This is a genomic window from Anaerotruncus sp. 80, assembly GCF_009936115.1.
Taxonomy (GTDB): Bacteria; Bacillota; Clostridia; order Peptostreptococcales; family Anaerovoracaceae; genus Senimuribacter; species Senimuribacter intestinalis.
In genome coordinates this window covers 50,221-64,916 of record NZ_QWES01000021.1, presented here as the reverse complement: position 1 = coordinate 64,916, position 14,696 = coordinate 50,221, and the positions used below count along the sequence as shown (strand labels likewise).

Annotated in this window: 15 protein-coding genes; 2 read left to right on the top strand and 13 right to left on the bottom strand. The window is 44.7% G+C overall.

The genetic code is table 11. The features are described 5' to 3' along the window. Positions 1–497: transposase (locus D1155_RS11565; protein WP_160202563.1), on the top strand; the 497-nt coding region annotated here is incomplete at its 5' end. Positions 498–689: 192 nt separating this feature from the next. Here D1155_RS11565 and D1155_RS11560 read toward each other — a convergent pair. The 6 genes from D1155_RS11560 to D1155_RS11535 form a co-directional block, all read right to left on the bottom strand. Further along, a complete protein-coding gene (locus D1155_RS11560; RefSeq protein ID WP_160202562.1) occupies positions 690–1,928 on the bottom strand; it encodes an aminopeptidase in 1,239 nt (412 codons plus the stop codon). Beyond that, positions 1,929–2,900 (bottom strand): ABC transporter ATP-binding protein, encoded by a 972-nt coding sequence (locus D1155_RS11555; RefSeq protein WP_160202561.1) that lies wholly within the window; start codon positions 2,898–2,900, stop codon positions 1,929–1,931. After that, positions 2,893–3,879: an ABC transporter ATP-binding protein gene (locus D1155_RS11550; protein ID WP_160202560.1), complete on the bottom strand. Its 987-nt coding sequence runs from the start codon at positions 3,877–3,879 to the stop codon at positions 2,893–2,895. Before D1155_RS11550 ends, D1155_RS11555 begins: the two co-directional genes overlap by 8 nt. Positions 3,880–3,891: 12 nt before the next feature. Further along, entirely contained in the window at positions 3,892–4,767 is an 876-nt protein-coding gene (locus D1155_RS11545) for an ABC transporter permease (protein WP_347560994.1), read from the bottom strand. A 5-nt stretch (positions 4,768–4,772) separates the two neighbouring features. Further along, complete coding sequence (locus tag D1155_RS11540; protein WP_160202559.1) at positions 4,773–5,705, bottom strand: ABC transporter permease; 933 nt, start codon at positions 5,703–5,705, stop codon at positions 4,773–4,775. A gap of 105 nt (positions 5,706–5,810) precedes the next feature. Next, a complete protein-coding gene (locus tag D1155_RS11535) occupies positions 5,811–7,340 on the bottom strand; it encodes an ABC transporter substrate-binding protein (protein ID WP_160202558.1) in 1,530 nt (509 codons plus the stop codon). A gap of 203 nt (positions 7,341–7,543) precedes the next feature. Here D1155_RS11535 and D1155_RS11530 point away from each other — a divergent pair, with 203 nt between their 5' ends. After that, positions 7,544–8,344, top strand: coding sequence for an IclR family transcriptional regulator (locus D1155_RS11530; protein ID WP_160202557.1), 801 nt, complete (start codon positions 7,544–7,546; stop codon positions 8,342–8,344). 297 nt (positions 8,345–8,641) lie between these two features. Here D1155_RS11530 and D1155_RS11525 read toward each other — a convergent pair whose 3' ends face one another. The 7 genes from D1155_RS11525 to rsxC form a co-directional block, all read right to left on the bottom strand. Next, positions 8,642–9,424, bottom strand: a complete 783-nt coding sequence (locus D1155_RS11525; protein WP_160202556.1) for a hypothetical protein — start codon at positions 9,422–9,424, stop codon at positions 8,642–8,644. Positions 9,425–9,629: 205 nt separating this feature from the next. Next, positions 9,630–10,469 (bottom strand): RnfABCDGE type electron transport complex subunit B, encoded by an 840-nt coding sequence (locus D1155_RS11520; protein ID WP_160202555.1) that lies wholly within the window; start codon positions 10,467–10,469, stop codon positions 9,630–9,632. Between the two features lie 17 nt (positions 10,470–10,486). Further along, complete coding sequence (locus D1155_RS11515; protein ID WP_160202554.1) at positions 10,487–11,065, bottom strand: RnfABCDGE type electron transport complex subunit A; 579 nt, start codon at positions 11,063–11,065, stop codon at positions 10,487–10,489. Further along, positions 11,059–11,766: an electron transport complex subunit E gene (locus D1155_RS11510; protein WP_160202553.1), complete on the bottom strand. Its 708-nt coding sequence runs from the start codon at positions 11,764–11,766 to the stop codon at positions 11,059–11,061. Before D1155_RS11510 ends, D1155_RS11515 begins: the two co-directional genes overlap by 7 nt. Continuing rightward, positions 11,766–12,347, bottom strand: coding sequence for an FMN-binding protein (locus D1155_RS11505; RefSeq protein WP_160202552.1), 582 nt, complete (start codon positions 12,345–12,347; stop codon positions 11,766–11,768). The genes D1155_RS11510 and D1155_RS11505 overlap by 1 nt, the downstream gene beginning before the upstream one ends. After that, positions 12,337–13,326 (bottom strand): RnfABCDGE type electron transport complex subunit D, encoded by a 990-nt coding sequence (locus D1155_RS11500; RefSeq protein ID WP_160202551.1) that lies wholly within the window; start codon positions 13,324–13,326, stop codon positions 12,337–12,339. Before D1155_RS11500 ends, D1155_RS11505 begins: the two co-directional genes overlap by 11 nt. Further along, positions 13,326–14,642: an electron transport complex subunit RsxC gene (gene rsxC / locus D1155_RS11495; protein WP_160202550.1), complete on the bottom strand. Its 1,317-nt coding sequence runs from the start codon at positions 14,640–14,642 to the stop codon at positions 13,326–13,328. The genes D1155_RS11500 and rsxC overlap by 1 nt, the downstream gene beginning before the upstream one ends. Between the last annotated feature and the right edge of the window lie 54 nt (positions 14,643–14,696).

Here is a 14,696-nt window from a genome sequence, read left to right as displayed (position 1 = left end):
ATAGTAATGATAATTATAAAGGATATAAACTCTTGGCTGTTGATGGTTCAGATATTCAAATCGCAACTAATCTAAACAATAAAGACTCTCTTTTTCAAATAGCAGAAGGTGCAAAGCCTTATAATCTGCTGCATTTGAATGCTTTATATAATCTGAAATCTCACACTTATGAGGATGCAGTCGTTTTCAAACGCAAAGAAGCTGGAGAAAACAAAGCGTTAACTGAAATGGTGGACAGATCCGCTCTGCAGGGAAATGTAATTGTGATTGCAGACAGAGGATATGAGGCATATAACAACATGGCTCATATCCAAGAAAAAGGAGGGTTTTATCTAATACGGGTGAAAGATTTTAATCAATATTCATCCGGTATTCTGCATGGCTTAGAGCTGCCGGATACTGATGAATTCCCTGCGGATACTCTGAAACAACTGTATGGCATGCGGTGGGGAATTGAAACTTCATTTAGAGATTTGAAATATACAGTATTTTTTTGACAAGGGAACGCTCTTGTCTATTTGTTGTGTTTTTAAATCTACAAAAAACAATTTATCAGCTTGAATCAAAGGGAAAGAAAAGAGAAGTTAATATCGCGAACAATACTAACTTATCTTTAAATCCCTTAACTTAATGCCATTGGCATCTATAAACCTGGGCTCTTCACTCTTGCCTTATGAACAGATTTCCATTTAGATACAGAATTTCCCATCTCGGAAAATTTCAGCCTGACTGCCGTCCTCACAAGTTGCGGTGCACGCCAGATCCTCTGTACCGAACATAAAATCCACGTGGAGAGCTGAAATATTCAGACCTTTCCTCTCCAGTGCCTCCATGCTGCGGTCTTCTCCTAAAATCATATCTGAATAACCTGCTCCCAGCGCCAAATGGCAGGAAGCATTTTCATCAAAGAGGGTATTATAGAATAAAATCCCCATCTGGTTAATCGGTGAATCAAATGGAACCAGAGCGATTTCGCCCAGATAACGCGCACTTTCATCTTCTAAAATGCCGGCTAAAACGTCTTCTCCCACCTCTGCACTGTACTCTACAACCTTGCCATCCTTAAATACAAGGCGCATGCCATCAATAATATTGCCCGCATGAACAAATGGCATTGAGCTGTAAACGACGCCGTTTACTTTGTATTTATGCGGTGTGGAAAGAATTTCCTCTGTTGGAATATTCGGCGCAAACAGTTCGCCGTGCGGTTCCGGGCAGTGGCAGATACCGCCTACGAACACTGTGTCATCACACAATTCTATCGTAAGATCTGTGCCAAGACCATTGCGCAGGTGAAGCCCGCGAACCCCCAGATTATTGATTTTTTTCACGTTCTCAAGCATTTCATTGATGTGCTTATCCCAACCATCAACACCGCTTTCCTCTGTCACATAACAGCATTTGAGAATCGCTTCCCATAAAGCATCCATTGCATCTTCTTTTGTTTTATCCGGGAAAACTTTCATTGCCCATTCTTCTCCCGGGATTGCGGAAGCACTCCACTTCACACGGTTGTCCTTTTTCAGGAAGCTCAAATCCTTCAAAGTCGCCGATGTAGCATTCTTCCATGTTGCGAGTCTTACATCTTCTACGTCGCGCAGTCCGTCCGGCGCGTCGTTGTTCAGGCGTAAAAAGCATGCGTCCTTTTCAGCATAAGACGTTCTTGCTTCGACCCACCAGTCCGGTACTTCGGACAGGGTCTCCATTTTCGCATGCTCCAGACGAATTTTGGTCAGCTGCTGGTCGGTAAAATGAATTACCACATCTTTTGCGCCCAGCTCGTACGCTTTCTTCGCTAAAATGCGAAGAAATTCAATGGCAGTTACTGATGTTTCTTCTACCACCAGAATCTGCCCCGCACGAAGACCTACTCCCCTCTTCAAAATCAGCTCCGCATAATTTTCTAATAATCGTTCTTTATTTTCCATCTAATCTATGTGCTCCTTTTGGTTCATGATACAAGCACTATAATGGTTATCGGATATTTCCACCAGTTTATAGTTCTCGTTTTTACAAGCCTCACAAGCATATTTGCATCTTGGATAGAATCTGCAGTACTCTGCCGGGTTAATCGGCGATGTAACCTCACCGCGCAAAAGTTCCGGTTCTGTGTCTTTCTTTGTAATGTCAATTTCAGGTATTGCCGAAAGCAGCGCCTGCGTGTACGGATGCTTCGGGTTTCTGAAAAGTTCCCCTGTCTCTGCCAGCTCAACGCACTGCCCCAGATACATAACCGCAATTTCCGTGGAAATATGCTTTACTACACTCATGTCATGGGTGATGAACATATAAGCAAGTTCTCGCTCTTCCTGCAAATCCATCATCAGGTTCAAAATCTGCGCCTGAATGGATACGTCCAGTGCAGATACCGGCTCGTCGCAGACGATAAATTCAGGATCTGTCGCCAGCGCTCTTGCGATACCGATTCTCTGTCTTCTTCCGCCGTCCAGCTCGTGAGGATAAGCGTTAATCAGACGCGGTGCCAGACCTACTACATCCATCAGTTCTTTCACTCTGCGGTGTACTTCCGCTTTCGTTTTGAACATTTTCCCCACTTCCATCGGTTCTCGGATGATTTCCGATACGGAAAGTCTCGGATTCAAAGACGCGTACGGGTCCTGGAAAATCAACTGCATCTTCTTTCTCAGCTGTTTCATCTTTGCTTTATTAAAGTCCGTAATCTTCTCTCCGTCGAAGTAAATTTCGCCGTCGGTCGGTTCAGCAAGACGAAGTACAGTTCTGCCCAAGGTAGTTTTTCCGCAGCCGGATTCACCTACAACGCCAAGGGTATGTCCTTTTTCGATGGAAAAGCTCACATCATCTACTGCGTGAAGCAAGCCGGAAGGCGTTTTGAAATATTTCTTTAAGTGTTTTACCTCAATCTTCGGTGTATTACTCATGGCTTTCCACCTCCTCGAACAAATGACATCTGATGACATGCTCGCCATCCACATTTACTGCCTTTGGCACTTCAGTTCTACACTTTTCCATGCACTTTGGGCATCTCGGATGAAATACACAGCCTGTCGGCAGTTCCATCGGATCAGGCATCAGACCATCAATCGGTGAAAGTCGCTTCGTCTGTTTTTTCATATCAGGGATGGAACCGAAAAGTCCAACGGTGTACGGATGGTGTGACTCGCTCAGGAAAATTTCCTCTGCCGTTCCCGACTCTACGATAGTTCCCGCATACATCACTGCAACCTTGTCGCAGTTTTGAGATACGATACCAAGATCGTGGGTGATGAGAATGGAAGTTCCCAGGTTTTTCTTCAGTTGACGCATCATATGCAGCACCTGCGCCTGAATGGTAACATCAAGGGCAGTAGTTGGCTCATCGGCAATAAGCAGCTCCGGTTCCAAAGACAGGGCGATTGCGATTACTACACGCTGCTTCATACCACCGGAAAACTGATGCGGATACTCTCTCTTTCTGCTGGCAGGAATACCAACCATCTCCAGCATTTGATCCACTTTCTTTTCCATTTCTTCATCGGAAAGATCCGGCATGTGAATCTTAAAGGATTCCTTAATCTGGTCACCGATACGAAGTACCGGGTTCAGGCTGGTCATCGGATCCTGAAAAATCATAGAGATGCGGTGTCCTCTGATGGCACGCATTTCTGCCTCTGTGCGCTCCAAAAGGTTGCCACTTCCCTCAAACTGGATTTCTCCGCCGGTGATAAACCCGGTATGTTTTGGCAGAAGCCGCATAATAGCCAGCGCAGTTGTAGTTTTTCCGGCGCCAGTTTCTCCAACCAGCCCCAGAGTTTCCCCTTTGTCCAGGGAAAAGCTAATGTCGTTTAATACGGAGGATACACCGTCGTCTGTGCGATATTCCGCCGAGATATGATCAATACTCAATATTCTTTCGCTCAAAACAGCCACCTCCTAGTTTTTCATTCTCGGATCCAACGCATCGCGAAGACCGTCGCCAAGTAGATTCAGGGAAATTACCGCAAGGGTGATTGCAGTACCCGGAATCAGTACCAGATACGGAGCCTGACGCAGGAAATCTCTGCCTTCATAGAGCATCGTACCCCATTCTGACGCAGGCGGTTTTACGCCCAGACCCATAAAGCTCAAAGAAGCGATAATCAGAATAGTTGCACCAATTGCAAGGGTTTCCTGCACGATGATCGGACCGATGGCATTTGGAATGATATGCTTTATGATGATGTGCCAGTCGTTACTGCCGCAGCAACGAGACGCTTCGATAAACTCCTGATCCTTGATGGACAGAATCGAAGAACGAATGACTCTGGCAAATACCGGGATGTATGCGATAGACAGGGCTATCAAAAGGTTGGACATGCTCTGCCCCAAAGCCGCAACGATGGAAATAGACATCAGCATTGGCGGAATTGCCAGCAGGATATCCATCAGACGCATGAGAATATTGTCACGGAAGCCGCCGAAATAACCAGCGATTGCACCGATAATAGCGCCGATTGCAACTGCAATGGCCATAGCGATAATACTTAAGGTCAGGGAAATTCTTGCGCCGTGAATAATACGGGCGAAAACGTCTCTGCCGAACTGGTCTGTACCAAACCAATGGTCTGCTGACGGTCCTTCCAGTCTTGCGTCCATATCCTGACCGACTACCTGGGTGTCATAGTCAGCGATAAAGTCAGCACAGAGGGCCAATATTGCCATGGCTAACAGAATCGCAAGCCCCAGCATGGCCAGTTTATTTTTACGCAGTCTCATCATGATTGCCGTAAACTGACTGCGTGCTTTCATTTCATTTTCTTGTTTCTTCACGGTAATCACGCCCTTTCATACTGCGATTTGATACGAGGGTCAATATAAGCGTAGATAATATCGACAAGCAGGTTTACCAAGCTGTATGCGATGGTAACAAACATGATTGCCGCCATAACGACCGGCGTATCTTTCATACGAATACTGGTAATCAGAAGAGATCCGATTCCAGAAATTGCAAATACGGATTCAATTACTACAGTACCTGCCAGCAAGTATCCGAAGTCTACACCGATTACGGTGATAATCGGAAGGAGCGCATTGCGCAGGGAGTGCTTTAAGATAACACTCTTTTCTTCTGCCCCCTTTGCTCTTGCGGTACGGATATAGTCCTGTTTCAAAACTTCCAGCATAGTGGAACGAGTCATTCGCACAAGGGTTGCCATGGTTCCCGTGGAAAGGGTGACCGCCGGCAAGATATAGCCTGTGATATCGTGAAGACCTGTAGCTGGAAGCCAGTGTAAATTCAATGCGAAAACCAGCATCAAAACCAGTCCTAATACGAAGGACGGAATAGATGCGAAGATGAGCGCTGCCACAGTGCTGACTGCATCCACAAAGGAATACTGGCGCACTGCGGAAATTACACCTACCGGTACTCCGATTAAAGTTGCAAAAAACATTGCAACAGCTGCCAGTGTCAGCGTGGTCGGAAAGCGGCTTAAAATTTCTTCAAATACCGGAAGCTTTGTCTGATAGGAATTTCCGAATTCTCCCTGAAACATATCAACAATATACTCAAAATAGCGTACAAAGAACGGCTCGTTTAAGCCCAGTTCAGCTTCCAGTTTCGCAACCTGTTCGGGAGATGCGCTCTGCCCCAAAATTAGCTGTGCCGCATTTCCCGGTGTCAAATTCATGATGGTAAATACGATAAAGGAGATTCCTAGCACAACAATCACCATCATGCCCAGACGTTGTAAAATATACTTTACCATAATCTGTCCTCTCTTTGAAAACTTGAGGGTATCCCCATTTTCACTGTGAATACCCTCTTTTTGTCATTATAGCGGTCTTACTAACCGCAAGGTCTATTCGCGCAATTACCAGGACATTCTCTTGATTTTGTAAATGCCCAGTGCGTCTGCTGCAACGCCTTTCAGGTTTGCATTTGTTGTGATTGTGGTTGGCTCAAACACCAGAGACGCAACGTATGCCTGTTCGCTGATGTCTGTTGCAACATCTTCGTAAGCAGCCTGTTTTTCATCACCTGTCAGTCTTGCCGCATTTTCCAGTTTACCGGAAAGTTCATCACTGACAACGTGAGTGATGTTGCCGGTTCCGCCGTAGCAGTCTTTATGGAACTGGCTGTACAGCAGGGAGTATGCGTCAGTAAACATTGCGCACCAAGAGGAAATTGTCATTTCGTAGTCGCCTTCAGAATATACATCTGTGGTATATGCGCCAGCTTCCATGATATCGATTTCAACTTCAATGCCTGCTTCTTTCAGGTCTGCCTGAATTACCTGAGCAACCTTCTGAATCTTCGCATCTTCTTTAATCTTAATTGTTAATTTCAGGTTTTCCTGTCCTGCTTCTTTCAGCAGTGCCTTAGCCTTGTCCAAATCATAGGTGTAGCCTGCTACTTTATCGGAGTAACCATCGCAGGTCGGAGAAATGGAGCTGTTTGCAGCAGTTCCGTTTCCTTCCAGCGCACCCTTAATGATGTTTTCTCTGTTGATTGCGTAGTTGATAGCCTGTCTTACTTTTACATCATCAAGTGGTTTTGCTTCGATATTCATGTTCAGAGACAGTACAGCAGCAATGTCGGTGCTGTAGAATGCCAGGTTTTCATCATCTTGTACTACGGAGATATCGGAGTTGTTTACATTTAAGAATGCGTCAGTTTCGCCTGCCTGCAGTGCAACAAGACCAGTGTTCTTGTCAGTAATTGGTTTGAAAGTTACTGTCTTGATTGCAGGTGCGCCGCCGAAGTATTCTTCATTTGCTTCTACAGTGATGTGGTCGCCGTTTACCCATTCAACGAATTTGTAAGCGCCGGTTCCCATCGGAGCTCTTTCTACAGCATCTTCGCCATTTTCTTCAGCATAAGCTTTGCTCATGATGGAGAAGTAAGGGGAAGCAAGGCTTCCAATCATAGCGCCGAAAGGCTCTTTTAAGCTTAATTTCACTGTGTAGTCGTCTACTTTTTCAACCTTATCGATGGCTGCAGTCATATCAGCTGCCCAGCCTTTTTCGATGGTTCTGTTGATGGAGTATACTACGTCGTCAGCAGTCATTTCTGTTCCGTTATGGAACTTTACACCCTGACGAAGTTTAAAGGTATATTCCATCTCGTCGTCGGAAATCTCATAGCTTTCTGCCAGTGATTCTACATATTCACCGTTTTCATTTGCCTCTACCAGATTATCGTAGATTGCATATGTAACGGTAAATGTGCTCATCATAGCGATTGCCATAGGATCCAGAGAGTTTGGTTCTGCTGATAATGCCCAGTTAAGGTCTGTTCTTGCTTCAGTATCATCTCCGCCACCGCCGCAGCCAGTCAGAGAAGCCAAAGCTAACATACAAATCAGCAAAAGAGCAATTCCTTTTTTTGTTCTTGCTTTCATAGTTGTTCCTCCTATTTTGGAACTCAGTTCCATTTTTCTTTTTTATAATAGTAAACCATTTTCAGAAATTTGTCAATATCTTTTTGTGAATTTTTATTTATATTTTCGTATATTTATTTTGTTCGTGACAGATTTGACATCTCTCGGTTTCCTTGTTACAATGAACACTGTATAACCATTAGAAATTAATTGAGGTGAAGGACTTGAAACAACCACTTATTACGTCTGACACAAAGAACAAGGAATTCTCTAACTCCATTGATAAAACGCTCAGTGTCATCGATTGTATTTTTGAGGAAGAAGGTACTTTTATCGATATCCAAAAGAAACTCAATCTTCCGAAAGCAACTTTACATAGAATCCTACAATCTTTGGAGAAGTATGGACTGATTGAAAAGGTAGTTCCGACAGACCACTACCGTCTTGGACTGAAGTTTATTTATTACAGTGAAGCAGTAAAGACCCGGCTTTCTATCCCCTCTATCGCACAGCCCTTTTTACAGTCACTCTCTGCCTCTATCGGCGAGAGTGCAGGTCTAACTGTGCTCTTTCAGGAGCATTGCCTGTCGCTGGCTTCCTGCCGGGGAGAAGAATCAGCACTGACTTCCAATCTTCTTCCATTTCCTACGCTAAACTGTTGCTCTGCCGGAAAACTGTTTCTGTCATCCTGGAGCGATGAACAGCTAACAGAGTACTTTTCAAATGCACATTTGAAAAAACTGACACATAACACCATTATCACTTACGACGACTTTAAAAAAGAGCAGGCTAAAATCTTAAAAAACGGCTTTTCTTGTGATGACGAGGAAAACGAATACGGTCTATTCTGTCTCAGCGTGCCTCTCTTCAATCATACTGGACAAATCAATGCCAATATTGGCATTACAGCACCAAAATCTCGTCTTTTCACAAAGGATGTCGATGCGATTATCCTTCAGCTAAAAGATACCGCCCGTGAAATTAGCGATGTTCTGATAAAAACTAAGTGCGTGTGTCCGTATTAAGGTGCAGGCAGTTCAGCGCCAACCCTTACATGGAGGCTGTTGCCGCAACAAAATACATATTTTTAAAGAAAATCCCGAAAATATGCACACCAGTCTGCATATTTTCGGGATTATTGTATTATTTATGCACGTTTCGCACTGCAACCCATCAGTTATCACGCCATTTCACGCTTTTTTATCGTTGAAAATGCATATGAGAAGAAAAATCATTAAAAATATGCACAGTCTCTAGAAGATTTGTGCATATTTTATGTTGTTTTTCTGGAGATATGCACAAGCCCACTGTTTCCCCGCCATCTAAACGAAAAAGAAATCAATGATTCTGTTAATTGTCATGGTGTCTATACTGCCGTCCATGTTATCAAAGGTAAATATCACGTCTTTCCATGGCACATATCCATAGCGCATATACTGCTGCATTTTCCAGACCAAACTATTACAATAACCCGGATCACCCAACATGCCGCAATGCTCCAAATATTTAAAACGATTCTCGCTTCGTACTGCAATTTTAAAATCAGGAACGATTTCCTTACCTCCAAGGAGCATCGGCTCCTCGTAGTGGTATGGAATTCTTCTTTGATATAGAATATCCGCCACAATCAGTTCAGATTTCGAGCGAACCATATCGCCTTTCATCGTTTTATGAATCAAGTGTTCCGGATATTTCATACTTCTATCATAATGCTGATTGCCCCAGTTTTCCCCATCTGCAAAAGCTACTATTTTAGGAAGTCCTTCTAAAGTGGAAAACTTATATGCTCCTGGAAGGCTGTCCATCACAGCTTCCGGCATGTAATCCTTAAAATTTTTCAGATATTTATCGGCGGCTTTGATGTTATTCTCCATAATCGAAATAGATTTCTCCAGAAAATAACGCTGCTGCTTGCCAGCTACTTCTTTATTGTCAACTCTACCGATATAGTCATGGCTCTCGGCATCATAATAGTACTGTTTATCACCACGATTTGACATAAACATTCTGCCCTCAGGCAGACCTTTTAATGCCTTTCGGTATTCACTACACAATTTCTTCTGATTTTCTAATTCCCACTGGACATAGTCTTTACTGCTTTTCATCGGTCCCCTTTCGATCCTATTACTTACATTTAATTCCATATTTGTAAATAAATTATACACAATTGTTTCAAAAAGTCAACCATTATTTCATCGCTGACGCTTGATGAAAACGCACCTGAAATCCTGAATGCTGATGTCCCTAAGCATCTCATCTCCTTTGAAAAACGACCTCGCCACAGGGCGAGGTCGCAAATTAAAATCTTTTTTAAGCCTCCGGCTTTTCTGCTTTCGGTTCAGCTGATTTTGCCGGCGCTTTCTTTACGCGCATATTGTTGATTGCGCCTGTCGGACATTCTTTTGCGCAAAGTCCGCAGTTCTTGCACTTGTCAGGGTCGATTCTTGCCACGTTGTTTTCCACTGTGATTGCCTCGAACTTACAAGTCTTTTCGCACTTCTTGCAGCCGATACATCCGTTAGTGCAGGCCTTTCTGGTATCTGCGCCTTTTGCTTCAGATTTGCACTGAACCACAACCAGGTTCTTAGCGCTCTGAATTTTGATAACGGAGTTCGGGCAAACCTTTGCACATGCGCCGCAAGCTACGCAGTTATCTCTGTTGACAACCGCTACGCCGTCGCACACGTGAATCGCGTCAAAGTCGCATGCTGCAGCACAGTCCCCAAGACCGATACAGCCATAAGGGCAAGCGGAAAGTCCGCCGAAAAACTGCTTTGCAGCAGAACAGGTCTGTACACCTGTATATTCCATGATGGTCTTTGCTGCATCCTTAGTACCGTTGCACATCACAACTGCCACCTGTTTGTCAGCAGAACCTGCTTCAACGCCCAACACTTCCGCAAGCTTTGCGGCAACATCTGCGCCGCCTACAGGGCACATGGAACAGCTGAGTGAATGATCCTCAGCCAGAGCATTGGCATAATCGTCGCAACCGTTATATCCGCAGGCACCGCAGTTGGCGCCCGGAAGCTCCGCACGAAGCAGTGCAAACGTTTCATCAACAGGTACGAAGAACACTTTGGAAGCGATGGTCAGAATGACTGCGCAGACAAGACCAATCGCAACTACAATTAAAACTGGTGTTAACATTTCATTCGCCTCCTATCTTACTGGAACAGTCCGCTGAAGCCCATGAAGCCCAGGGACAGCATAGCAGCAGTAATTAATGTAAGAGGAACACCTCTGAATGCCATCGGCACGCCATCTTCGTTTTCCAGCTTGCTTCTGACACCGGCAAAGAGAATCATTGCCAATAAGAAACCTACGCCGGCGCCGAATGCGTTGCAGATGGACAGTAAGTATCCGTAACCGGAATCGATATTGTTGATGCAGACACCCAGTACCGCGCAGTTGGTGGTAATTAACGGAAGGAATACGCCCAGCGCCTTGTGCAGGGATGGGATGAATTTCTTCAGCATCATTTCAACCAGCTGTACCAGCGCAGCGATAACCAGGATGAAGACTACAGTCTGCAAATATCCAATATCAAATTTGTTTAAAACCTGCTGAATTGGCCAGGTCGCGATTGTCGCAAGCACCATTACAAAGATAACGGCGATACCCATACCTACCGCGGAATCCAGTTTTTTGGATACGCCCAGGAATGGACAAATACCAAGGAACTGCGCCAATACATAGTTGTTTACAAGAATCATACTCATGATGATAGTAATTGCTTCTAACATACTTCTTCAGCTCCTTTCTGACAATCTTTTTCTTTTCTTGCGCCGCCGCACATTGCAGCCATAGCGCAACCTTCACAGCCAAATTCTTTCTTCTTCAGCGCCTTGCCCTTTGTAAAGTAGTTTACAGCGGCAATGAGCACACCGAATACGAAGAATCCGCCCGGAGCCAGATTGAAAATTCCCATGCCTGGAACGATATTCGTCAGAACTTCCTGTCCGAACAGTGTACCTGAACCGAAGAATTCTCTAATCAGACCCATAACGCCCAGCGCCAGGGTAAATCCAATACCCATACCGATACCGTCCAGTGCGGAATCAAACGGGTTATTTTTGCTTGCAAACATTTCTGCTCTTCCCAAAATGATACAGTTTACTACAATCAATGGAATAAACAGACCCAGTGAAGCGTACAGGGAAGGTACAAATGCCTGCAGCAATAATTGAACAACCGTTACAAATCCTGCAATTACTACAATGTAGCACGGGATACGAACTTTGTCAGGAATGATATTTCGAAGAATAGAGATTACGATATTGGAACAAATCAGTACCGCCATAGCAGATACGCCCATTCCGATACCGTTAATTGCAGAAGAAGTAGTTGCCAGTGTCGGACAAGTACCCAGCAGCAATACAAGTACAGGGTTTTCCTTAATGATACCTTTGGTAAGGATGCTTAACTTGCTTGGTTTCTTTTCCATTATTTAGCACCTCCTACAATCTTATACTGTTCTAATGCACAGTATACGCCATAGTGTACCGCATTAGAAGAAATAGTCGCGCCGGAAATGTGATTGATGGCAGCTTCATCTTTTGCAGATGTGGAAGTAATCTCATCAGAAGATTTTCCTTCATACTGATACAGATGTCCATCGTGATCGTGGGCTTTGGTTCCAAGACCCGGTGTATCCGCGTGGGCAGTTACCTTAACGCCGGTAATCTTGCCGTCCGCATCAATGCCAATCATCTCAGTCAGCACGCCGCCGAAGGACTTAGTATTTACAGTAATCACCATACCACTTCCATTGTCTGCGATGTAGCACTCCGTTGCATATACCTTGTCAGGATCCGCAACAGCCAACTCGCCGTCATAGGCAGTGAAAGAATCTGCTGCCGGCAGAAGCTCTGCTCTCGCCTCGTTTGCAGATTCAATTGCATTCTTATCGATGATTGGCTTCGCAACACCGTAAGTTGCAGCAAGAGCTGCAGTGATTACTAAACAAATCGCTACTAAAACAACGATAGGTGCAACATATTCTTTGAAAGTATTGTTATTTTTCATTTTTCTTTGCACCTCCATATGTTAATTTGATGCACAGCTGATCAATCAGCGGCGTCATAATATTCATCAGTAAGATGGAGAAGGATACGCCTTCCGGATATGCACCCCAAAGTCTTACAACCATGGTGATGATACCGCAGCCAACGCCCATGATGACTTTACCCAGAGACATAATCGGGGAAGTCACATAATCAGTTGCCATGAAGAACGCACCCAGCATTACGCCGCCTGCGCAAACATGGAAAATTGCCATGTCCAGGGCACTTGCATCCACATCCCCTGAAAAGCTGTAGTACAGGAATGCGATAACAAATACAGTACCGATAAAGCATGCCGGAATAATTGGACTGATGACTTTTTTCCAAATCAGGAACAGCCCGCCAGCCAGCAGCGCCAATGCGGAAACTTCGCCCATAGAACCACCGATGAATCCGAGGAACATTTCAGCGTTGGACGGAAGATCGGCAGCACTGCCTTCCGCAAGCACGCCAAGCGGCGTTGCACTAGTTACTGCATCTGCTTCCGCCATTCTTGGAGTCGGCCATGTGGTCATTTCTGTTGCAAAGGAAATGAACAGCACAATTCTTGCTGTGATAGCAGGGTTTACGATGTTTCTGCCAATACCGCCGTAAAGCTGTTTTACGATGATAATTGCAACAAAGCATCCAATGATTGCCATCCAGTACGGGAAGTTTGAAGGCACGTTGAATGCAATCAGAACGCCCGTCAGAGCGGCAGATAAGTCTCCCGCAGTCTGTCTCTTTTTCATGGCTTTGTTGTAGAGCCATTCAAAGCCTACGCTGGCAACTACGCAAACCAGAGTTAACAGGATTACACGCATGCCAAATACGTAGATACTTACCAAAAACGAAGGCACTAAAGCAAGGATTACCATCAGCATGGTTTTGCTTGTATCCATCTTGCTCACTAAATGCGGTGCGGAGGATACTGCCAGATTATTATAGTATGTCTTATCCATTATTTAATTCCAGCCTCCTTTACAACGCCTTTTCCAAGCTTATTCATGAAGCCCAGAGGTCTTCTCGCAGGACATACATAGGAACAACTTCCGCATTCCATGCACTGCATTACCTGAAGATCTGAAAGTCTCTGTGCATCTCTGCGCTCGTAAGCTTCTGCTAAAGCAGTTGGCAGAAGATTGAACGGACATGCCTTATGGCATCTGCCGCAATTGATACAAGCGGTTTCCTCCGGAATATATGACTTTTCTTTGGAGAATGCCAAGATTGCATTGTTATTCTTCACGATTGGCATTTCGTCGGAGAAAATAGCTCTTCCCATCATCGGTCCGCCCATGATAATCTTCTTCGGCTCAGATTTATATCCGCCACAAAATTCGATTACATCGTGAATCTGTGTGCCGATTGGCGCGATGATATTTTTCGGCTGCGCTACTGCATCGCCGTCAATAGTCATTCTCTTGTTGATGAGAGGCACGCCAGTTCTGAAATACTGTCCGACAAAGGCAACAGATGTAACATTGGAAAGAATAATTCCAAGGTCAGCCGGCAGAACGCCCGCTTTCATTTCTTTGCCTGTAATTTCGTATACCAGTACACGTTCTGCACCCTTTGGATATCTGTCCTGAAGAGTGAAGGTGTGCATGTTGGAAAGCCCCTGCTCTGCAAACATCTGGTCGAGTTTTGCAATTGCATCAGGCTTGTTGGACTCAATACCTACATAAGCTTCGTCCAGATTCAGGTACTTCATGATCAGCTTCATACCGTCGATGATATCTTGCGTATCTTCTAACATACCTCTGTGGTCAGAAGTGATAAACGGTTCGCACTCTGCCGCATTCAGAATTAAAGTATGTACATCGTCAATATTCTTTGGATTGTACTTGATGTGAGTCGGGAAAGAGGCGCCGCCAAGACCTACAAGGCCGCTTGCTCTGACTGCTTTTACAAATCCTGCCAAATCATCTACTTCAGGAACTTTAATGTCCTCACTCATTTCTTGTTTTTTGTCAGTCTCAATTACAACTAACGTGTCATTACCGCCAACGGCCGAACGCTGGGTCTCGATACCCACTACGGTTCCGGACACGCTGGAATGGATAGGTGCACTTACGAAGGCATCCGTATCACCGATAAGTTGTCCCACCTTGACTGCATCTCCCTTGGCTACCAAGGGTTTACAAGGTGCGCCGATGTGCTGAGACATTGAAATCTTCACAATGTCAGGAATCGGCATAACTTCGGTTTCACAGCCGGCAGTGTTCTTATAGTGACCGGCGTCAATGCTGTGTAAATGCTTTGCATTTGCGCTCATAATTTGAAACCTTCCTTTCTAAAAATAGCTTCCTTATAATCATACATGGTACAT